Origin of the sequence: Pseudomonas sp. H1h, assembly GCF_000633255.1 — a bacterium.
Lineage (GTDB): Bacteria > Pseudomonadota > Gammaproteobacteria > Pseudomonadales > Pseudomonadaceae > Aquipseudomonas.
On sequence record NZ_AYMJ01000031.1, the window covers coordinates 518054 to 538415 of the forward strand.

Below are 20362 nucleotides of genomic sequence, written 5' to 3' on the forward strand. Positions count from 1 at the left end.
CTTTCAAGTGAGGTAGGTTGCGAGCAGACAAGGAGATGTTCATGCCCGCGACTCTGGCCTTTTCCCTCAAACAGGCGCGACGTCTGGCGCTGGCTGCCCAAGGGTTCAACGGGCGCCAGCCGCCGACCGTCAAAGCGCCGCAGCTCAACCGGTTGATCGAACGGCTGGGCCTGCTGCAGATCGACTCCGTCAATGCCGTGGTGCGCTCGCACTACCTGCCGCTGTTTTCCCGTCTGGGTGCCTATTCCTCTGATTTGCTCGACCAGGCTGCCTGGAGTTCGGGGCGACGTCGCACGTTGTTCGAATACTGGGGCCATGAAGCGTCATTGTTGCCGCTGTCGATGTATCCGTTACTCGGCTGGCGCATGCAGCGCGCCAGGCGTGGTGAAGACATCTATCAACAATTGGCCAGGTTCGGGCGTGAGCAGCAGGAGACGATTCGCCGGGTGCTGGCATCTGTCGAAGAGCAAGGCGCACTGGGCGCCGGCAGTCTGTCGACCCGCGAAGACAAGGCCGGGCCGTGGTGGGACTGGAGCGCGGAGAAGCATGCACTGGAATGGTTGTTTGCTGCCGGTGAAGTGACCGTGGCCGGCCGCCGGGGGTTTGAGCGTTTGTATGATTTGCCGGAGCGGGTCATCCCGGCGCCGGTTCTGCAGCAGCCGCTGCCGGATGAAGCCGAAGCCCAGCGCGGTTTGCTGCTGCATGCGGCCCAGGCGTTGGGTGTCGGCACTGAAAAAGACCTGCGCGATTACTTTCGCCTGAATCCGGGAGATGCTCGACCGCGACTGGCGGAACTGGTCGAGGACGGGCAATTGCAGACCTGCGAAGTTGCCGGTTGGCGACAGATCGCCTATTGCCTGCCGGAACCGAAAGTGCCGCGCAAAGTTGTCGCCAGTGCGCTGTTGTCGCCGTTCGACTCGTTGATCTGGGAGCGCAGCCGCACCGAGCGGTTGTTCGATTTCCGCTATCGACTGGAGATCTACACGCCGCAGGACAAGCGGGTCTACGGCTATTACGTATTGCCGTTCTTGCACAACGAGCGGATTGCCGCGCGGGTCGATCTACGCGCCGAACGGGCGTCGGGACGCCTGGCGGTGCATGCGGTGCACGAGGAGGAACCGGGGCTGGGAGATGAGGGGATGCTGGCGCTGGCCTTGAATTTGCGGCGGATGGCCGATTGGCTGGGGCTTGAGCGGGTGCAACTGAATTGTCAGCGAGAGAGTGCGGGGCGGTTGCGGGTGGCATTGGCGCAGATTGGCTGTGACTGAGCTGGCCTCTTCGCGAGCAAGCCCGCTCCCACAGGAGACTTGTGAACGACACAGATCCAATGTGGGAGGAGGAACCGGGGCTGGGAGATGAGGGGATGCTGGCGCTGGCCTTGAATTTGCGGCGGAGGCCGATTGGCCGGGGCTTGACCTGGCCTCTTCGCGAGCAGGGGACTTGTGAACGACACAGATCCAATGTGGGAGCGAGCCTGCTCGCGAAGGCGGCCGGTCAGACGCTAGATACCTGACGGATTCAGCGCCGAACCTGCTTCAGTGTTTCCGCGATCAAAAACGCCAGCTCCAGCGACTGATCGGCATTCATCCGCGGATCGCAGTGGGTGTGATAACGGTCCGACAACCCGTCTTCAGTAATCGGTCGCGCGCCCCCGATGCACTCGGTGACATTCTGCCCGGTCATCTCGATGTGAATCCCGCCGGCATAAGTGCCTTCGGCTTCGTGCACCTGGAAGAACTGCTTCACTTCGCCAAGGATCTGCGCGAAGTCGCGGGTCTTGTAGCCGCTGCTGGCCTTGATGGTGTTGCCGTGCATCGGGTCGGAACTCCACAGCACCTGTTTGCCTTCACGCTGCACCGCGCGGATCAGCGCCGGCAGGTGATCGCCGACCTTGTTCGCGCCCATCCGCGCGATCAGGTTCAGACGGCCTGGATCGTTGTCCGGATTGAGCACGTCGATCAGGCGGATCAGGTCGTCCGGGTTCATACTCGGGCCGACTTTTACGCCAATCGGGTTGTTCACCCCGCGCAGGAATTCGACGTGGGCGCCGTCGAGCTGACGGGTGCGGTCGCCGATCCACAGCATGTGCGCCGAGCAGTCGTAGTAATCGTTGGTCAGGCTGTCGCGACGCACGAAGGCTTCTTCGTAGTTCAGCAGCAGCGCTTCGTGGGCGGTGAAGAAACTGGTTTCGCGCAGTTGCGGCGAGCTGTCCATGCCGCAGGCGCGCATGAACGCCAGGGTTTCATCGATGCGGTCGGCGAGGTGGCTGTATTTCTCGGCCAGCGCCGAGTTGGCGATGAAATCGAGGTTCCACTTGTGGACCTGATGCAGGTCGGCAAAACCGCCCTGGGCGAAGGCGCGCAGCAGATTGAGGGTGGCGGTGGACTGGTGATACGACTGCAGCAGACGCTCAGGATCCGGCACGCGGCTTTTTTCGTCGAAACCGATGCCGTTGACAATGTCGCCACGGTAGGCCGGCAGGGTTACGCCATCGATGGTTTCATCGTTGGCCGAGCGCGGCTTGGCGAACTGGCCGGCCATGCGCCCGACCTTGACCACCGGGCAACCGGCGGCAAAGGTCATGACGATCGCCATCTGCAGCAACACTTTGAACGTATCGCGAATCTTCGCTGCCGAGAACTCGGCGAAGCTTTCCGCACAATCGCCGCCCTGCAGCAGGAACGCCCGGCCCTGGGTCACTTCGGCAAACTGTCGGCGCAGCTCGCGCGCTTCGCCGGCAAACACCAGTGGCGGGTAGCTGGCGAGGGTCTGCTCGACCTGGCGCAGATGCGCAGCGTCGGGGTATTGGGGTTGTTGCTGGATCGGCAGGGCGCGCCAGCTGTCAGGGCTCCACGGTTGGCTCATCACGGTCTCTAATTGGTTCTACGCACGGGAAGCCCATGGTAGCAGCAATTAGTGCGTGACCTGCTCCCACCCCATCACCGACAATCGCCGCTTTGCCACGGCGCCTGAGCGGTGCCATCGCGTCACCGCGCCCGGTGACCATCAGGAGACGAAATGACTGAGGAGCGCGTCGAGCTGTTGCTCGCCGAGGTACAGGATGAGTTCGGCGTGATTCGCGTGCTGGAAGTGGCCGATTACCGCTTTCTGGAGTTCGGCGATGCTATCGAGCAGAGCTGCGTGTTTACCGCCGATCCGAGCTGGCTGGAGTACGACTACACCCGGGCAATGCTGATTGGCGCGTTGTGCCACGAACAACCGGAGAGCGCGCTGTTTCTCGGCCTCGGTGCCGGCACGTTGACCCAGGCCTGCCTCAAGTTCCTGCCGCTGGAAGACGTCGAAGCCATCGAACTGCGCCCGGATGTACCGCGCCTGGCCATCGAATACCTCGGGCTGGATGATGACCCGCGCCTCTATATTCGTGTCGGCGATGCGCTGGAACTGCTGCCGACGGCCGAGCCAGCGGATCTGATCTTTGTCGACCTGTATACCGATGTCGGCCCGGGTGTCGGGCATCTGGCCTGGAGTTTTCTCGGTGACTGTCAGAAGCGCCTGAATCCGGGCGGCTGGCTGGTGATCAACCAGTGGGCTACCGATGACGGCAAACCACTGGGTGCGGCGCTGTTGCGCGGTCTTTATCACCGGCACTACTGGGAGCTGCCGGTGAAGGAGGGCAATGTGATTCTGATTGTGCCGGCCGACCTCGATCAGGCGCTGGACATGCAGGCTCTGACGGCCCGGGCTGAAGCGCTGGCGCCACAGTTGGGGTATTCGTTGCAGTCGCTGATCAAGGCGATTCGCCCGGCGACTTGAGTCGTCAGTGATGGCCCTTTCGCGAGCAGGCTCACTCCTACATTGGAATGCATTCCCCCTGTAGGAGCGAGCCTGCTCGCGATGGCGCCCTGACAGGCGCCATGATTTTCAGATCCCTTTGAAAATCCCCGGCCGCCGCTCAACCAGCGAACGCACCCCCTCCTTGGCATCCTCACTGCCGAGCAACTTCTTCACCAGCGCCGGCAACCCTTGCGCCGCCGCCGTCTCGCCTTCATAGCGTGCCTGCCGCGCCGACATCAGCGTCGCCTGCACGCCCAGCGGGGCCTGTCGGGCAATGCGCTCGGCCAGTTCGATCGCTCGGGGCAACAGGTCCTCACTGGCCATCACTTCCTGCACCAGTCCCAGGCGCAGCGCATCATGCGCATCGAACTCATCACCGGTCAGCAGCCAGCGCATGGCATTGCCCCAGCCGGCCACTTGATGAAAGCGTAAGGTCGCGCCACCAAAAGGAAAAATCCCACGCTGCACTTCCATTTGCGCGAAGCGGGTATTGCTTGCGCACAGGTTGATATCCGCCGCGAGCATCAACTCGATTCCGATGGTCAGGCAGTAACCCTGCGCGGCGACAATCACCGGTTTGCTGACCCGTGGCCCAACGAAAACGCCCCACGGATCGCAACCGCCGGTCGGAACCTGCCAGCCTTCGGCGAGCGCAGCACTCGCGTTCAACAAATCCAGACCGGCGGTAAAGTGCTCGCCATGCCCGAACACCACGGCCACCCGCGCTTCGCTGTCGGCCTCGAATTCACCGTAGGCCAGGCTCAGCGCATTGAGCAGGTCGAGGTCGAACGCATTGCGTTTGGCGGCCCGATCCAGGCCGATCAGGTGGACATGACCACGACGTTCACGGCTGACGCGGCCGGGGCAGGGCTGATTCATGGGTAAATCCTCGGGCGGGAAGGGCGGGTGCAGCGACGGTATGCCGCACATCGATGAATCGTTTAAGCGTCATCACCCGCAGGGCCGGGCCTTTGCAAAATAGGCCTTCGCACGATTATCCGCAAAACCCCATTACACAGCGGTGACACACGGATTCAGGCGATAAAAAAAGCTCCCTTTTTGGGCAAATTCCGGTATAGTGCGCGCCGGCCTTTAACCGGGCCGCGTTTAGGTAGCGCAATTCCCCGAAGTCAGCTTCGGCTGCACGTCCGCACTGCGGGCTCTTCCTTGACGATTCTTTTTCATTCATACGTTTTCGCAAATCCCCGCCGACAAAGCTGCCAGGGCGACTCTTGAGTCTCAACACGGCATGTGCAGCTTTGGAGCATGGGTCTTTGCGGATGCACTTAGAGGCAGACCCATGACCCAGGAAATCGGCGGCTTCGCCGCTCTTGAACTTCATCCCAATATTGTCGCTGCAGTAGTCGCTACCGGCTATGAAGAGCCTTCGGCCATTCAGCAGCAGTCGATCCCGATCATCCTCGCCGGTCACGATATGATTGGTCAGGCGCAAACCGGTACCGGTAAAACCGCTGCCTTTGCCCTGCCTATCCTGCACCGCATTGATCCGTCCAAGCGCGAGCCGCAAGCTCTGATCCTGGCCCCAACTCGTGAGTTGGCGCTACAAGTTGCAACCGCTTTCGAAACCTACGCCAAGCAAATGCCGGGCGTAACTGTTGTGGCTGTCTACGGCGGCGCGCCGATGGGCCCACAATTGAAAGCAATCCGTAATGGCGCACAGATCGTTGTCGCCACTCCGGGCCGTCTGTGCGACCACCTGCGTCGCGACGAAAAAGTCCTCGCTACCGTGAACCACCTGGTTCTGGACGAAGCAGACGAAATGCTCAAACTGGGCTTCATGGACGACCTGGAAGTTATCTTCAAGGCCATGCCGGAAACCCGTCAGACCGTATTGTTCTCGGCGACCCTGCCGCAGTCGATCCGTGCCATCGCCGAGCGCCACCTGCGCGACCCGAAGCATGTGAAGATCCAGAGCAAGACCCAGACCGTTACCGCGATCGAACAGGCTCACCTGTTGGTTCACGCTGACCAGAAGACGTCCGCCGTTCTCAGCTTGCTGGAAGTGGAAGATTTCGACGCTCTGATCATGTTCGTGCGCACCAAGCAAGCGACCCTGGATCTGGCCAGTGCCCTCGACGCCAAAGGCTACAAAGCCGCTGCGCTGAACGGTGACATCGCCCAGAACCAGCGTGAGCGCGTCATCGACTCGCTGAAAGATGGCCGTCTGGACATCGTTGTGGCGACTGACGTGGCTGCCCGTGGTCTGGACGTTCCGCGCATCACCCACGTATTCAACGTGGACATGCCGTACGACCCAGAGTCCTACGTGCACCGTATCGGCCGTACCGGCCGTGCCGGTCGCGAAGGTCGTGCGTTGCTGCTGGTGACGCCACGTGAGCGCCGCATGCTGCAAGTGATCGAGCGTGTAACTGGTCAGAAGGTTGCCGAAGTGCGTCTGCCGGACGCTCAGGCTGTTCTCGATGCACGCATCAAGAAACTGACCAACAGCCTGTCGCCGCTGGTCGCTGATGCCGAGTCGACTCACGGTGAGCTGCTCGATCGTCTGACTGCAGACATCGGCTGCACTCCGCGTGCTCTGGCTGCTGCTCTGCTGCGCAAGGCTACCAACGGTCAAGCGTTGAACCTGGCTGCGATCGAGAAGGAACGTCCACTGGTGCCGAACAACGCACCGCGTGGCGACCGTCCTGAGCGTTCCGGTGATCGTCCGGATCGTGGTGACCGCGAGCGTCGTGCGCCAATGCCTTTGGGCGAAGGTCGTGCCCGTTGCCGTACCGCGCTGGGTGCGCGTGACGGTATCGCCGCCAAGAACCTGCTGGGCGCCATCCTCAATGAAGGTGGTCTGGCCCGCGAAGCGATCGGTCGCATCCAGGTGCGTGACAGCTTCAGCCTCGTCGAGCTGCCGGAAGATGGTTTGGACAAACTCCTGACCAAGCTGAAGGACACTCGTGTCGCTGGCAAGCAGCTGAAACTGCGTCGCTATCGCGAAGATTGATCCGCCCCTGGGCTGATTGATCGAACATAAAAAATCCCCGACTGGTTCGGGGATTTTTTATGCCTGCCTTTCGGGTTGCCACACCAGCCTGTACGCGAGCCTGCTCGGGAATGCGTCAGCCGAAGCGATAAATGTCCATACCCAGCGCCCCCATGGTGAACCCTTGGTGCGCCACGCTGAACTCACCCCCGGCACCGCGGGCAAAATACAACGGCAACAAATGCTCGTCACTCGGATGGCTGCGCACCGCGTTCGGCGCCTGCTGACGGTAGTCGTGCAGTGCCGTCTCATCGTCAGCGGCAAGCTTGTCGATGATCCAGTCGCGAAAGTCCCTGGCCCACGGCTCGACGCTGTCCGGGCCGGCGTGCCAGTCCAGTTCACGCAGATTGTGTGTGATGCTACCAGAGCCAATCAGCAAAATGCCCTGATCGCGCAGGCTCGCCAGCGCTTGCCCCACGCGGGTTTGCAGCGCCGGGCCGCCGCGACTCGGCAGCGAAACCTGCACCACCGGGATATCCGCTTGCGGATACATCAGCGACAGTGGCACCCACACACCGTGATCGAACGGGCGTTGCGGATCGAGACGTGCTGGCAGATGCGCGGCCTGCAGTAATTGGGCGACCTCGGCCGCCAGTTGCGGGTCGCCCGGTGCCGGGTACTGCACGTCGAACAGGGCGCGCGGGAAGCCACTGAAGTCATGCCAGGTTTCCGGCTGCGCGTGGCTGCTGACCAGCAGTTCGTGGCTCTCCCAGTGCGCGGAGACGATCACGATGGCTTTCGGTCGGGGCAACTCGGCTGCCAGGCGCTTCAGGGCCGGGCCGCTGGCGCCTGGCTCCAGAGCAAGCATGGGTGAGCCGTGGGAAATAAACAGGCTGGGAAACATGATGGGTTCCTGAGCGGTAAGATGGCCTCATCTTCAGTCAGACCATTGATCTAAATCTAATATAAGTTTTAACGCCTTTTGATCGAATTTATTGGAGGGATGCATGCAGCCTGAGTTTTGGCACAAGAAGTGGGAGTCCAATCAGATCGGCTTTCATTTGCCTGAGGTAAACCCGTATTTGCAGCGTCACTGGCCGCAACTGGCCCTCCAGGCGCAGGCGCGGGTGTTGGTGCCGTTGTGCGGGAAAAGTCTGGATCTGGCATGGCTGGCTGGGCGCGGTCATCAGGTGCTAGGGATCGAATTATCGGAAAGGGCTATTGAGGACTTCTTCGGTGAGCATCAGATAGCGCCGCAGATCAGCGAAAAGGGCGCGTTCAAGGTCTATCGTGGTGACGGTATTGAGTTGTGGTGTGGCGATTTCTTCGCATTGACCGCAGGCGACGTGGCAGATTGCGCGGCGCTGTATGACCGGGCCGCGCTGATTGCCTTGCCGCCGGCGATGCGTGAGCGCTATGCGACGCATCTGCAGCAGATCCTGCCGCAGGCGGTGCAAGGGTTGCTGATCACGCTGGATTACGATCAGGCGCAGATGTCCGGGCCGCCGTTTGCGGTGGGTGATGATGAGGTGCAGCGCTTGCTGGGACATGCGTGGCAGGTGCAGATGCTTGAAGAGCAGGATGTGCTGGGGGAGAGCTGGAAGTTCCTGCAGGCGGGAGTGACGCGGCTGGGGGAGCGGGTTTACCGCATCACTGGCCGGTAGTTTTTTGTCGGCATTAATGGCCTCTTCGCGAGCAAGCCCGCTCCCACAGGGGATCGCGGGTGTTCTCGGCATCTTGAATATACGAAAAATCACTGTGGGAGGGGGCTTGCTCCCGAAGGGGCCAGAACGGGTGTCTGGCAGGTGTAGATGCTTGAAGAGCAGGCGGGAGTGACGCGGCTGGGGGAGCGGGTTTACCGCGTCACTGGCCGGTAGTTTTTTGTCGGCATTAACGGCCTCTTCGCGAGCAAGCCCGCTCCCACAGGGGATCGCGGGTGTTCTCGGCATCTTGAATACACAAAAAACATTGTGGGAGGGGGCTTGCTCCCGAAGAGGCCAGAACCGATGTCTGGCAGGTGCAGATGCTTGAAGAGCAGGCGGGAGTGACGCGGCTAGGGGAGCGGGTTTACCGCGTCACTGGCCGGTAGTTTTTTGCCGGCATTAACGGCCTCTTCGCGAGCAAGCCCGCTCCCACAGGGGATCGCGGGTGTTCTCGGTATCTTGAATACACAAAAATCACTGTGGGAGGGGGCTTGCTCCCGAAGGGGCCAGAACGGGTGTCTGGCAGGTGCAGATGCTTGAAGAGCAGGCGGGAGTGACGCGGCTGGAGGAGCGGGTTTACCGCGTCACTGGCCGGTAGTTTTTTGTCGGCATTAACGGCCTCTTCGCGAGCAAGCCCGCTCCCACAGGGGATCGCGGGTGTTCTCGGCATCTTGAATATACGAAAAATCACTGTGGGAGGGGGCTTGCTCCCGAAGGGGCCAGAACGGGTGTCTGGCAGGTGCAGATGCTTGAAGAGCAGGCGGGAGTGACGCGGCTGGGGGAGCGGGTTTACCGCGTCACTGGCCGGTAGTTTTTTGTCGGCATTAACGGCCTCTTCGCGAGCAAGCCCGCTCCCACAGGGGGATCGCGGGTGTTCTCGGCATCTTGAATACACAAAAAACATTGTGGGAGGGGGCTTGCTCCCGAAGGGGCCAGAACAGGCGCCGCATAATCCAGAGCATAAAAAAGGCCCGCATCGCTGCGGGCCTTTTCTTTACTGCGCCAAACCGATCAACCGCGACGACGCAGGGCGTCGATACGCTCTTCCAGCGGCGGGTGGCTCATGAACATGCGGGCGAAGCCCTGCTTGATGCCACCGTTGATGCCGAAGGCATTCAGGGTGTCGGGCATGTGTACCGGCAGGCCCTGTTCGGCGCGCAGGCGTTGCAGGGCGCCGATCATTGCGTTGGTGCCGGCCAACCGTGCACCGGCCTCGTCGGCACGGAATTCGCGTTTGCGCGAGAACCACATGACGATGGCGCTGGCGAGAATGCCCAGTACCAATTCGGCGAAGATGGTCGCCACGTAGTAGGCGATACCCTGGCCTTCCTCGTTCTTGAAGATCACCTTGTCGACGAAGTTGCCGATGATCCGCGCAAAGAACATCACGAAGGTGTTCACCACGCCCTGGATCAACGCCAGGGTGACCATGTCACCGTTGGCGACGTGGCCGATTTCGTGGGCCAGTACGGCTTTCACTTCGTCCGGCGAAAAGCGCTCGAGCAGGCCCTGGCTGACCGCGACCAGCGCGTCGTTCTTGTTCCAGCCGGTGGCGAAGGCGTTTGCTTCGTAGGCCGGGAAAATACCGACTTCGGGCATCTTGATCCCGGCTTCGCGGGACAGTTGCTCGACGGTTTGCAGCAGCCATTGCTCATGCCGGGTACGTGGCTGGCTGATGATCTGGGTGCTGGTGCTCATCTTCGCCATCCACTTGGAGATGAACAGCGAGAACAGCGAACCGGCGAAACCAAAGACCGCACAGAAAACCAGCAGCTGACTGAGGTTGAGATCAACCCCGTTGGCCGCCATGAACCCGTTGAAGCCGAACAGGCTCAGGGTGATGCTGGCTATCAGCACGACCGCCAGGTTAGTGGCCAAAAACAGCAGGATGCGCATCATGGTTGTAGAAATCTCCTCAAGCTAAAGATGTAGCGTACTGCGGGGTATATAAGGTGCGGCACCGGGTGATTCAACCGAGTGACTATTTCAAACTGTGTCCTACAGCGGAATCCATGGCGGGCAGGTCATTCCCCACGAGCAAAACCGAAAGGACTGACAGACAGCCGCCACCCGCCGCCATTACGTCAGATGCGTGTAAGCCATACGAATCGCAAGTGTAGAAGGCGCAGCGAGGCGGGGAGGGCAGAAGTGTTGCTGAATCAGACAGTGCGCAACGTTCGGCCCGTTGCGCACGGTCTGGCCGTTACTGGCGGTAGGACTTGAGGAAGTTGCCGATGCGCCCGATGGCCATCTCGAGGTCGTCGACACGTGGCAGGGTCACCACGCGGAAGTGATCCGGCCACGGCCAGTTGAACGCTGTACCTTGCACTACCAGCAGCTTCTCGGAGAGCAGCAGGTCCAGCACGAACTTCTCGTCGTTGTGGATCGGGCAGACCTTCGGGTCGATCTTCGGGAACGCGTACAGCGCGCCCATCGGCTTGACGCAGCTGACACCCGGAATGTCGTTGAGCAGCTCCCATGTGCGGTTGCGCTGCTCCAGCAGACGACCCTGCGGCAGTACCAGGTCATTGATGCTCTGGTAACCACCGAGGGCGGTCTGGATCGCATGCTGGCTCGGCACGTTGGCACACAGGCGCATGTTGGCCAGCATGTCGATGCCTTCGATGTAACTCTGGGCATTGTGTTTCGGCCCGGAGATGGCGATCCAGCCGGAGCGGAAGCCGGCGACGCGGTAGGATTTCGACAGACCATTGAAGGTCAGGCATAGCAGGTCAGGAGCCAGCGAAGCGGTGCAGATGTGCACGGCATCGTCGTAGAGGATCTTGTCGTAGATCTCGTCGGAGAACACCACCAGGTTGTGTGCACGGGCGATTTCCAGCATGCCCAGCAGGACTTCCTTCGAATACACCGCACCGGTCGGGTTGTTTGGGTTGATGATCACCATGGCCTTGGTGTTCGGGGTGATCTTGGCCTTGATGTCGGCCAGGTCAGGGAACCAGCCGGCACCTTCGTCGCACAGGTAATGCACGGCGTTACCGCCGGCCAGACTCACGGCGGCGGTCCACAGCGGGTAGTCCGGCGCTGGCACCAGAACTTCGTCACCGTTGTTGAGCAGCGCCTGCAACGACATCACGATCAGTTCGGACACGCCGTTGCCCAGGTAGATGTCTTCGATGCCGACACCTTCAACATTTTTTTGCTGGTAGTACTGCATCACCGCTTTACGTGCGCTGAACAGGCCTTTGGAGTCGCTGTAGCCCTGGGCCGTCGGCAAGTTGCGGATCACATCCTGGAGAATTTCGTCCGGCGCTTCGAAACCAAACGGCGCCGGGTTGCCGATGTTCAGCTTGAGGATGCGCTGGCCTTCCTCTTCCAGACGTTTGGCGTGCTTGAGCACTGGGCCGCGAATGTCGTAGCAGACGTTGGCGAGCTTGTTCGATTTGCTGAACTGCATGGCGATGTGATCCCGAAAATGAACGATCCAGACGGCGAATGGACAACCGTGCTGGGATTCCTGCGTCTTCGCACAGGCGGAGTCTTGCGCCGTGGCGCCGAGAATCCGTTTGAATGCGCCCGGTCTGGCTGCCAGACTGGCGTGTGACGAGGCGCAATCATACGTGCCACCCGATCCGTGGAAAAGGTACAGATCGGGCTTTTTCAGCCGCTGAGGTGTGATGATGGAAAAGTTGGAAAAAACCCTGGAAGAATGGCGTGCGATGCTCGACCCGGAGCAGTACAACGTTTGCCGACTCAGTGCTACCGAACGGCCGTTCTCCGGCAAATACAACGCCACCAAAACCGATGGCGTCTATCACTGCGTCTGCTGCAATGAAGCGCTGTTCGACTCCAGGACCAAATTCGATTCCGGCTGCGGCTGGCCAAGCTTCTACGCGCCGATCGGCGAAAGCGCCATGACCGAGATTCGCGATACCAGCCACGGCATGATTCGCACCGAGGTCAAGTGTGCTCGCTGCGATGCGCATCTGGGCCACGTATTCCCTGACGGTCCGCCACCGACTGGCCTGCGTTATTGCATCAACTCGGTGTGCCTGAATCTCGAGCCGCGCGAGTAATCGAACGGGCGACCTGCGGGCCGCCTTTCGGATAATTAAATTGCACACAATTTAATTGCTCGCTATGTTTGGTTTTTCCCGATAACCCGTGGAGCCGACTCATGAGCGACAACCTGCTGAATATCCCTGTCACGAACATCAAGGGCGAGCAAAAGACCCTCGCCGAATACGCCGGCAAAGCGGTGCTGGTGGTCAACACCGCCAGCAAATGCGGTTTCACCCCGCAATACAAAGGTCTGGAAGAACTCTGGCAGACCTACAAGGATCAGGGCCTGGTGGTGCTGGGCTTCCCGTGCAATCAGTTCGGCAAACAGGAGCCGGGCAACGAGGGCGCGATCAGTGAGTTCTGTGAGCTGAACTACGGCGTCAGCTTCCCGCTGTTCAAGAAGATCGACGTCAACGGTACCGACGCGCATCCGCTGTTCGTGCAGTTGAAAAAGCGCGCTCCGGGTCTGCTCGGCTCACAAGGCATCAAGTGGAACTTCACCAAGTTCCTGATTGGCAAGGATGGTCAACTGGTCAAGCGTTTCGCCCCGGCCACCAAGCCGCAGGACCTGACCAGCGAGATTGAAGCCTTGCTCAAATGAACAGCCTGCCCGTCGATTCGCTGAAGCTCGACAGTCAGTTGTGCTTCAAGTTGTACGCCGCGTCCCGGGCGGTGATTCGCGCTTACAAGCCGATGCTCGATCAGCTCGGCCTGACCTACCCGCAATACCTGGCGATGCTGGTGCTGTGGGAATGGCAGCAGAATGCGCCAGAGCAACCGACGGTCAAGGCGTTGGGCGAGCGGCTGCTGCTGGATTCCGGCACCCTGACGCCGCTACTCAAGCGTCTTGAGCAACTGCAGTTGGTGCAGCGTCAGCGCTCGGCGCTCGATGAACGCGAAGTCCACCTGAGCCTGACATCGCAAGGGCAGGCGCTGCGCGAGCAGGTCGGGCCGCTCAAGGCCCGATTGTTGTGCGACAGCGGGGTGGACCTTAATCGGCTCAACGATTTGCGCAACGGCCTTGATCACCTGCTGGGGCAGATCAAAGCGCTGTCGTAGTCGGAATCCACTGGTCGAGCAGCGCCGCCAGCTCTTCGCGGCGGAACGGCTTGGCCAGGTAATCGCTCATGCCGGCGGCACGGCAGCGCTCGCGTTCCTCAGACATGGCGTTGGCGGTCAGTGCGACGATCGGCAGATGTGGCCAGCGCCCGCTCTGGCGGATTTGCCGGCTCGCTTCGTAACCGTCCATCACCGGCATGTTGCAGTCCATCAGCACCAGATCGAACTCATCGTGCTCCAGTTGATCGAGCGCTTCGGCACCGTGGGCGGCGACGACCACGTCGCAGCCGAGTTTGCCGAGCATGCCTTTGGCCACCAGTTGGTTGACCGGATTGTCTTCCACCAGCAACACCTTGCCGCGCCGCTGGATCGGCAGGCTCTCAAGACGTGCGTCGTTGATCGTAGTGAGGTCGGCGAGCAGGATGCGCCTCAGGATCTGATACAGCGCGTTGCGTGCCAGCGGTCGGGCCTGTTGTTGCAGCGGAGCCAGCGCGGCGGCTTCTTCACCGGGCATGAAGCTGCCATAGGCGGTGACCACCAGGATCGGTGCGCTGAGGGTCGGGCGCAGACTGAACAGGCATTCCGGGCAATCGGTGATCACCAGGTCAGGGGACAGGCCCAGCAACGGCTCGTCCATCGTGCGCTGTTCGTAGGTCACGCCCCACACCGGCAGCAAGGATTTGAGCAGCTCGGCCAACCCGCTGCTGGCGGCGGTGATCGCCAGGACTTTGCCGTGCAGCGGTGGCGGTGCGATCGCGCGGGTGTGGCACGGTAGCGGCAGTTCGGCGCAGAACTGACTGCCGAAACCAGCTTCGGAACTGATGGTCAGCCGGCCCTGCATGGCTTCGCACAGGTTGTAGGTCAGCGCCAGGCCGAGGCCGGTGCCGCCGTACTGACGGGTGATGCCCGCGCCGGCCTGGGTGAACGGCTGGAAGATTTTCACCTGGGCTTCCTGGGCGATTCCGATGCCGGTGTCGCAGACTTCGATGCGCACCCCGTCCTTGTGGGCGCAAAGACGCACATCGACCCGGCCGAACCGGGTGAACTTCAGGGCGTTGGACAAAAGATTGCTGACGATCTGCCGCACCCGGGTCGGATCCCCCAGCACCAGCGCCGGGAAGTGCGGGTCGATCAGGCACGTCAGTTCGACGCTGGGCGCCGCGTTCTGCGATAACAGGTTGGCGGTGTCCTCAATCAGCGAGCCGAGGTCGAACGGGATGTGTTCCAGCTCCAGCTGCCCGGCGTCGAACTTGGACAAGTCGAGAATATCGTTGAGCAATTCCACCAGGACCTTGCCCGAGTCATGGGCAATCGACAGCTGTTGTTGCTGTTCGGCATTCAGTGGCCCGTCGAGGGAGAGGGCGATCATGCCCAGCAAGCCGTTGAGCGGGGTGCGGATCTCGTGGCTCATGTTGGCGAGGAACGCCGAACGTGCTTCGGCCATGTCCAGGGCGGTGCTGCGGGCGACTTCCAGTTCCTGGTTGGACTGGCTGAGCCGGGTGTTGATCGCCTTGAGCTCGGCGGTGCGCGCCGAAACGATGTGCTCCAGTTGCCCGAGGTACTCCGTGAGGCGGTTTTCGGCGTTGCGTCGTTGCTGGATTTCCGTGGCGATGTTGTCGAACTGCTGGTTGGCAACCCTGACCAGCACGCCGATCTCGTCGTTGGCGTGCCCGGCCGGGCATTCCAGCGTCGTGGGTTCTGCACTGCGCGCATCGCGGCCACTGAGTTCGCGGATCAACCGCACCAGTGGCTTGGTCAGCATCACATAGAACAATGCCAGCAGGATTCCGGTAAGGATCAGGCTACGGGCAAACCCGTTGAGCAGGGTGATCTCGGCACGACGCAGGAACCGGCTGCCGAACGCATAGGTATCGACTTCCAGGCTCAGAATGCCCAGCGATTCGTTGGGCAGGTGGTCGAGGTAGAGGCGGTCTTCGAACTCGCGTTTGGCGCCGAACAGGAAGTCGCTGATTACTCGATAGCCGCTCTGCAGCTCCGGGCGTTTGACGTTGGCCAGAACGTTGCCATTGTTGTCGGTCAGTTGCGCCGAGATGATCGCCGGCGAACGCAACAGGCCCAGGGTCAGTTCCTGAGCCAGTTCCGCGTCGATGTTGTAGGCGATCCGTGACGCCGGATTGTGGCTGATTTCCAGTAAAGACAGGATTTCACGGTTGATGGAGGCGTCTTCGCTGGCATAATCGATGCCGATTTGCAGCAGGCTGAGCAGCGTGCCCAGAACGAACCCTACCAGCACAGTGAATCTGGCTTGCTTGTAAGACAGCCGGTGGGTGAATTTGATATCCATGGGGTGTTGAACCACTTCCGTTTCCCTTCGCTGCTCAAGCATAGTCGATCATGTATGGATACCGAGGTTCCCGAATCGCCTTGTAACAAGGCCTGAGCGGGGATTGAGATCTGTCTGTCGTCGCTGGATCGACATCATCACTGTGAACGTGCCCGAGGAGAAGACGTGGATTCCCGATTGAATGCTTTTCTTGAACGTGCCGAGTCGGTTCTGGCGCGCATCGAACCGTTGCTGCCGGCGCCGCGTCCGTTGATCGACTGGGGCACATGCCTGGCGGCGCGCTGGCAGCGTGACGGGCGCAGCGGCTATCTGCTGCCGCTGGAAGTCAGCCTCGATATGCGTCTGTCCGATCTGATCGGCGTCGACCGACAACTGGAGCAACTGGGGCGTAACACCCAACAGTTCCTCGACGGCATGCCGGCCAACCACGCGCTGCTGTGGGGCTCGCGCGGTACCGGTAAATCCTCGCTGGTGCGGGCGCTGCTGGCCGAGCACGCCAAGGCCGGGCTGCGTTTGATCGAGATCGAGCGCGATCACTTGGCCGACCTGCCGCGGGTGGTGGAGCAGATCGCCAAACTGCCGCAGCGCTTCGTGCTGTTCTGCGATGACCTGTCGTTCGAATCCGGCGAAGGCGATTATCGCGTGCTGAAAAGCGTCCTCGACGGCTCGCTCGAACAAGCCCCGGACAACGTCTTGCTGTACGCCACTTCCAACCGTCGCCACTTGGTGCCGGAGAAGGAAAGCGACAACGAAAACTGGAAACGCGTCGACGGCGAACTGCACCCCAGCGAAGCGGTAGAAGACAAGATCGCGCTGTCGGATCGGTTCGGCCTGTGGCTGTCGTTTTATCCGTTTACCCAGGAACACTTTCTCAACGTCGTCGAACACTGGATCGGTCAGTTGGCTTCCAAGGCCGGCTTGAGCTGGCAGCGTGACGAAGCGCTGGACATCCTCGCTGTGCGCTGGGCAACCGGGCGCGGCAATCGCAACGGACGTTGCGCGTACCAATTCGCCCGTTACTGGGTGGGACTGAAATTGCTGGAGCACAAGGCATGATTGATTTGCAACAAAGCGGCCAGGGCCTTGAAGGCTATGGCCTGTTGGCCGCGCAACTGGAGTCGCTGCTGGCGGACGAGCGCGATTTTATCGCCAACGCCGCGCAGTTTTCGGCGTTCCTGTTCAACCAGCTCGATGATCTGAACTGGGCTGGCTTCTACCTCAATCGCAACGAAGAACTGGTGCTTGGCCCGTTCCAGGGCCAGATCGCCTGCGTGCGCATTCCATTCGGGCGCGGCGTGTGTGGCGCGGCGGCGGCCAGCCTGCAGACCCAGCGCGTCGAAGATGTGCATGCATTTGCCGGGCATATCGCCTGCGACAGCGCCTCGAACAGCGAGCTGGTGGTGCCGCTGGTCAAGGACGGCCGGTTGATCGGCGTGCTCGACCTCGACAGCCCGAAGCTGGCGCGTTTCGCTGCGCACGATCAGGCCGGTATCGAGCAACTGGCGGCGATCTTCCTGCGTCTGACCGACTGCTGATCAGGTGCTCAGGCCAGCCTTGCGCAGCAGGCTGGCCGGTTCCACTGCATCGATTTGCCGCGGGTCGAGAAAACGCGCGGCATACTGCAGGTACACCCCGTCGTTGAGGAACAGCCCAAACAGCTCGGCGTCGATGTGTGCTTCGCGGCACATGGTGGCCATGATCCCCAAGGCCTCGCTCAGGGACTTGGCCTTCTTGTACGGCCGGTCAGCGGCCGTCAGTGCTTCGAAAATATCGGCAATCGCCATCATCCGCGCCGGCAGGCTCATGTCTTCGCGCTTCAAGCGTTTGGGGTAGCCGCTGCCGTCCATCTTTTCGTGATGCCCGCCGGCGATTTCCGCGACGCTGTCCAGATGTCCGGGGAAAGGCAGGTGGCTGAGCATCAGGATCGTCTGCACCATGTGGTGATTGATGATGTAGCGCTCTTCGCGGGTCAGCGTGCCGCGCGCAATGCTCAGGTTGTAATGTTCGCCGCGATTGTATTTGTAGCGCGGCACATCCAGCTTGAACCCCCACGGGTTGTCTTGCGGAATCAGTTCGCTGTCGGCGCGTTCGATCAGGTGTTCGGGTTTGTCCGCCAGCAGTGGTTCGCTGGCTGGAAGCGTCGGTGCCGGGGTTCGCGTCTGCCGCCGGTTTTCTTCCCATGACACGCCCAGTCGATCATCGAGGGTGCGCGTCCAGCGGCGCTCGGCGATGCGCTCAAGGCGTTGCAGATCGTCCGGCGCCATGGCCTCGCTGCCCAGATTGCAGCGGGCGACAAATGCAAAGTCGTCGTCCAGTTCCGTCAGCGTGGCTTCACGCTGTTCACTCAGTCGCACCTCCTCACCGCCCAAGGCCAGCGCCTGCCAGTAGCTGATCCAGGCGTCGCGTTTGAGCACCTCGAAGCGGGTGCGGATTTCGTGGATGCGATCGTTGAGGGTTTCCAGCTTGGTGGCTTTGTCGACGACATATTCCGGCGTCGTGACCTTGCCGCAATCGTGCAGCCAGGCGGCGATGTGCAGCGCTTCCCAATCGTCTTCGTTTGGCTGGTAGCTCTGGAAGGCCGGCGCCTGACTGGCGGCAGCGGCCTGCGCGAGCATCAGGGTCAGTTCGGGGACGCGCTGGCAGTGGCCGCCAGTGTAGGGGCTCTTGGCATCGATGGCGCCGGCAAGCAACTGAATGAACGCATCGAGCAACTGCTTCTGCTTGGCTTGCAGGCGCTGGCTTTCGATACTCACCGCAGCGGCGCCAGAGACTGCCTGCAGGAAGGCGATGCGATCCGGGCGCAACTTCTCCAGGTCTTGCGTGGCGCCGCTGTCGTTGACCAGCAGAATCAACAGGCCGATGGTTTCGTTGTGCCGGTTGCGCAGGCGGAGGCCGATCAAGTGGATACGCGGTGACTGCATCGCCAGCAGCACTCTCTGCAGGTCTGCGGCCTGTTCGAAGCCAAGGCTGCTCACCACGTTGTCGCAATTTGTCAGTTGCTGGAACCATCCCGGCCCCTGGCCTGCCAGTAGATCCTGGCCCAGCACATCGAACTCGCCCGGCTCCTGCGCGACGCCATCGATGACCAGTCCGTAGGGCTCCATCCGGCTGCCATCGCTTTCGCGCAGGTAGATCAAGCCTGCCTGGGCCTGGGCGATCTGCACCGTTTCGAACAGCACCCGTTGCAGCAGCGGGGTGAAGCGGGTTTCGGCGCACAGGCTGTCAGTGATGCGGAAGAAACTGGCGAGGGTGTCCTTCATGCGCGCCATCGACAGGCTCAACTGGTCGACCTCCAGCACCGGCGAGCGGCGCGTGACCGGAAAGTTGAAATCGAAACTGCGAATCGCGTCGGCTTCCTTGACCAGCGCATGCAGCGGCTTGACCAGAATCCGTGAAGTCAGCCACCCCAGCGGCAGGCATAACAACAATGTCGCCAAAGTGATCAGCGCTCCTTGCCAGCGCATGCGGTAGGCGTCGGCGAGCAACTCGTCCTCCGGCACCAGCAGGGCCATCTGCAGACCTTTCGGCCCACCTTCCTGCAGGTTGCTGCGGGCGACGATCCAGTGGCGTCCATCGACGTCAAGTCGCTTGCCCGGGTGCGCCGAGGACAGCAGTGCATGCAGGGTCGGGCTCAGGTCGGCGGCCTTGGCCAGGCGTGCGCTGCTGTCGTCGACAATCAACCGGCGGCTGTCCGGATAGGCCACGGCATTGCCATCGGCATCAAAAAGGACGATTTCGGTGGAGGGGGTCACTACGTGCTTGATCAAGGTGGCCGAGAGCGCGGCCAGGGTCAGGTCGGCACCGATCACTGTGGTTTCGCTGCTGCGTCGGGCCAGGGTGGTGCCCACGTTGTGCGTGGAGAAAAACACATAGGGTTCGGTGGTGATCTGATCGCCTTGTTGCAGGGCGTTGCTGTACCACTTGCGGGTTCGTGGGTCGTAGCTGTCTTCAGTGTTGTCCTGACGACCGACCGGGTTCAGCGCTTCGTCGAAAAACAACGATTGTGAAGACGCTGTCCCGCTGGCAGCGTGCTCGATACTCCAGACTTGATAAGCCGCTGTCGGCGGCGCCTTGACCAGAGCCTTCAGAGCGCTGGTACGCAAGGGGCGGACCATGAAGAAGTCGCCGTTGCCATACCCCAGATACAGAGAAGCGAGGTCGGTATTGTCCTTGAGCGACTGACTGAACGGCTTGAGCAATGCCAGACGCTGCTGCAGGTTCGAGGCCTCGGCCGCCTGATTGGCGGCCAAAAGACTCAGTAAATGTCGGATCGGTTCATAAGTGGCGTGCAGATCCAGCCGCACGTCCTGCTCGATGCGATTGAACAGGTTTTCGCTGCTCGACAGGATGATTTTGGTGGTCTGGCGATAATTGAACAATCCCAGCACGATGCCCGTCAGCAATAGCAGAAAGGTAAACATGACGCTGATATGCACGTGCAACGGGAACCGGCGTTGATCCGGGCGCAGTGGGCTGGGCATTGCTGACTCTCCATTGAGGTAAACACACTGCTCAGCGTTCAAGCAT

Annotated in this window: 16 protein-coding genes; 9 read left to right on the forward strand and 7 right to left on the reverse strand. The window is 61.2% G+C overall.

The window, feature by feature from the left end; genetic code table 11:
* Positions 1 to 41: 41 nt before the first annotated feature.
* The gene (locus U862_RS0126390) at positions 42 to 1268 is read left to right on the forward strand and encodes a winged helix-turn-helix domain-containing protein (RefSeq protein ID WP_025113147.1); all 1227 of its coding nucleotides are present in this window, start codon (positions 42 to 44) and stop codon (positions 1266 to 1268) included.
* Positions 1269 to 1518: 250 nt separating this feature from the next.
* On the opposite strand, the gene U862_RS0126400 is transcribed toward U862_RS0126390, so the two are convergent.
* Complete coding sequence (locus U862_RS0126400) at positions 1519 to 2865, reverse strand: class II 3-deoxy-7-phosphoheptulonate synthase (protein WP_007964815.1); 1347 nt, start codon at positions 2863 to 2865, stop codon at positions 1519 to 1521.
* A 153-nt stretch (positions 2866 to 3018) separates the two neighbouring features.
* On the opposite strand from U862_RS0126400, the gene U862_RS0126405 reads away from it, so the two are divergent.
* A complete protein-coding gene (locus tag U862_RS0126405) occupies positions 3019 to 3774 on the forward strand; it encodes a spermidine synthase (RefSeq protein WP_025113149.1) in 756 nt (251 codons plus the stop codon).
* Positions 3775 to 3882: 108 nt separating this feature from the next.
* Here U862_RS0126405 and U862_RS0126410 read toward each other — a convergent pair whose 3' ends face one another.
* Positions 3883 to 4674, reverse strand: a complete 792-nt coding sequence (locus U862_RS0126410) for a crotonase/enoyl-CoA hydratase family protein (protein WP_003226769.1) — start codon at positions 4672 to 4674, stop codon at positions 3883 to 3885.
* Positions 4675 to 5095: 421 nt separating this feature from the next.
* Between U862_RS0126410 and U862_RS0126415 the strand changes: the two genes are divergently transcribed.
* Positions 5096 to 6769 (forward strand): DEAD/DEAH box helicase, encoded by a 1674-nt coding sequence (locus tag U862_RS0126415; RefSeq protein WP_007964821.1) that lies wholly within the window; start codon positions 5096 to 5098, stop codon positions 6767 to 6769.
* Positions 6770 to 6884: 115 nt separating this feature from the next.
* Here U862_RS0126415 and U862_RS0126420 read toward each other — a convergent pair whose 3' ends face one another.
* On the reverse strand, positions 6885 to 7652 hold the full coding sequence (locus U862_RS0126420) for a class III extradiol ring-cleavage dioxygenase (RefSeq protein ID WP_025113150.1): 768 nt from the start codon (positions 7650 to 7652) through the stop codon (positions 6885 to 6887).
* A 103-nt stretch (positions 7653 to 7755) separates the two neighbouring features.
* On the opposite strand from U862_RS0126420, the gene U862_RS0126425 reads away from it, so the two are divergent.
* Positions 7756 to 8412 (forward strand): thiopurine S-methyltransferase, encoded by a 657-nt coding sequence (locus U862_RS0126425; RefSeq protein WP_025113151.1) that lies wholly within the window; start codon positions 7756 to 7758, stop codon positions 8410 to 8412.
* Between the two features lie 1050 nt (positions 8413 to 9462).
* Here U862_RS0126425 and htpX read toward each other — a convergent pair.
* Both htpX and U862_RS0126435 read right to left on the reverse strand, forming a co-directional pair.
* Positions 9463 to 10350, reverse strand: coding sequence for a protease HtpX (gene htpX / locus U862_RS0126430; protein WP_007964827.1), 888 nt, complete (start codon positions 10348 to 10350; stop codon positions 9463 to 9465).
* 304 nt (positions 10351 to 10654) lie between these two features.
* A complete protein-coding gene (locus U862_RS0126435) occupies positions 10655 to 11866 on the reverse strand; it encodes a pyridoxal phosphate-dependent aminotransferase (RefSeq protein ID WP_025113152.1) in 1212 nt (403 codons plus the stop codon).
* A 223-nt stretch (positions 11867 to 12089) separates the two neighbouring features.
* Here U862_RS0126435 and msrB point away from each other — a divergent pair, with 223 nt between their 5' ends.
* The 3 genes from msrB (at position 12090) to U862_RS0126450 (ending at position 13530) form a co-directional block, all read left to right on the forward strand.
* Positions 12090 to 12485 (forward strand): peptide-methionine (R)-S-oxide reductase MsrB, encoded by a 396-nt coding sequence (gene msrB, locus U862_RS0126440; protein ID WP_025113153.1) that lies wholly within the window; start codon positions 12090 to 12092, stop codon positions 12483 to 12485.
* A 101-nt stretch (positions 12486 to 12586) separates the two neighbouring features.
* The gene (locus U862_RS0126445) at positions 12587 to 13072 is read left to right on the forward strand and encodes a glutathione peroxidase (RefSeq protein ID WP_025113154.1); all 486 of its coding nucleotides are present in this window, start codon (positions 12587 to 12589) and stop codon (positions 13070 to 13072) included.
* Complete coding sequence (locus tag U862_RS0126450) at positions 13069 to 13530, forward strand: MarR family winged helix-turn-helix transcriptional regulator (RefSeq protein WP_025113155.1); 462 nt, start codon at positions 13069 to 13071, stop codon at positions 13528 to 13530. Before U862_RS0126445 ends, U862_RS0126450 begins: the two co-directional genes overlap by 4 nt.
* Here the strand turns inward: U862_RS0126450 and U862_RS0126455 are convergent.
* Positions 13514 to 15835, reverse strand: a complete 2322-nt coding sequence (locus U862_RS0126455) for a response regulator (RefSeq protein WP_025113156.1) — start codon at positions 15833 to 15835, stop codon at positions 13514 to 13516. The genes U862_RS0126450 and U862_RS0126455 overlap by 17 nt on opposite strands.
* Positions 15836 to 16000: 165 nt before the next feature.
* Here U862_RS0126455 and U862_RS0126460 point away from each other — a divergent pair, with 165 nt between their 5' ends.
* Both U862_RS0126460 and U862_RS0126465 read left to right on the forward strand, forming a co-directional pair.
* Positions 16001 to 16891 (forward strand): ATP-binding protein, encoded by an 891-nt coding sequence (locus U862_RS0126460; protein ID WP_025113157.1) that lies wholly within the window; start codon positions 16001 to 16003, stop codon positions 16889 to 16891.
* A complete protein-coding gene (locus tag U862_RS0126465) occupies positions 16888 to 17370 on the forward strand; it encodes a GAF domain-containing protein (protein ID WP_025113158.1) in 483 nt (160 codons plus the stop codon). The genes U862_RS0126460 and U862_RS0126465 overlap by 4 nt, the downstream gene beginning before the upstream one ends.
* On the opposite strand, the gene U862_RS0126470 is transcribed toward U862_RS0126465, so the two are convergent.
* Positions 17371 to 20316, reverse strand: a complete 2946-nt coding sequence (locus U862_RS0126470) for an HD domain-containing phosphohydrolase (protein WP_025113159.1) — start codon at positions 20314 to 20316, stop codon at positions 17371 to 17373.
* Between the last annotated feature and the right edge of the window lie 46 nt (positions 20317 to 20362).

Excerpts from the sequence above, each read along its gene's own strand:
- U862_RS0126390 (WP_025113147.1), top strand. The coding sequence starts at position 42 with ATGCCCGCGACTCTGGCCTTTTCCCTCAAACAGGCGCGACGTCTGGCG.
- U862_RS0126400 (WP_007964815.1), bottom strand. The coding sequence starts at position 2,865 with ATGAGCCAACCGTGGAGCCCTGACAGCTGGCGCGCCCTGCCGATCCAG.
- U862_RS0126405 (WP_025113149.1), top strand. The coding sequence starts at position 3,019 with ATGACTGAGGAGCGCGTCGAGCTGTTGCTCGCCGAGGTACAGGATGAG.
- U862_RS0126410 (WP_003226769.1), bottom strand. The coding sequence starts at position 4,674 with ATGAATCAGCCCTGCCCCGGCCGCGTCAGCCGTGAACGTCGTGGTCAT.
- U862_RS0126415 (WP_007964821.1), top strand. The coding sequence starts at position 5,096 with ATGACCCAGGAAATCGGCGGCTTCGCCGCTCTTGAACTTCATCCCAAT.
- U862_RS0126420 (WP_025113150.1), bottom strand. The coding sequence starts at position 7,652 with ATGTTTCCCAGCCTGTTTATTTCCCACGGCTCACCCATGCTTGCTCTG.
- U862_RS0126425 (WP_025113151.1), top strand. The coding sequence starts at position 7,756 with ATGCAGCCTGAGTTTTGGCACAAGAAGTGGGAGTCCAATCAGATCGGC.
- htpX (WP_007964827.1), bottom strand. The coding sequence starts at position 10,350 with ATGATGCGCATCCTGCTGTTTTTGGCCACTAACCTGGCGGTCGTGCTG.
- U862_RS0126435 (WP_025113152.1), bottom strand. The coding sequence starts at position 11,866 with ATGCAGTTCAGCAAATCGAACAAGCTCGCCAACGTCTGCTACGACATT.
- msrB (WP_025113153.1), top strand. The coding sequence starts at position 12,090 with ATGGAAAAGTTGGAAAAAACCCTGGAAGAATGGCGTGCGATGCTCGAC.
- U862_RS0126445 (WP_025113154.1), top strand. The coding sequence starts at position 12,587 with ATGAGCGACAACCTGCTGAATATCCCTGTCACGAACATCAAGGGCGAG.
- U862_RS0126450 (WP_025113155.1), top strand. The coding sequence starts at position 13,069 with ATGAACAGCCTGCCCGTCGATTCGCTGAAGCTCGACAGTCAGTTGTGC.
- U862_RS0126455 (WP_025113156.1), bottom strand. The coding sequence starts at position 15,835 with ATGGATATCAAATTCACCCACCGGCTGTCTTACAAGCAAGCCAGATTC.
- U862_RS0126465 (WP_025113158.1), top strand. The coding sequence starts at position 16,888 with ATGATTGATTTGCAACAAAGCGGCCAGGGCCTTGAAGGCTATGGCCTG.
- U862_RS0126470 (WP_025113159.1), bottom strand. The coding sequence starts at position 20,316 with ATGCCCAGCCCACTGCGCCCGGATCAACGCCGGTTCCCGTTGCACGTG.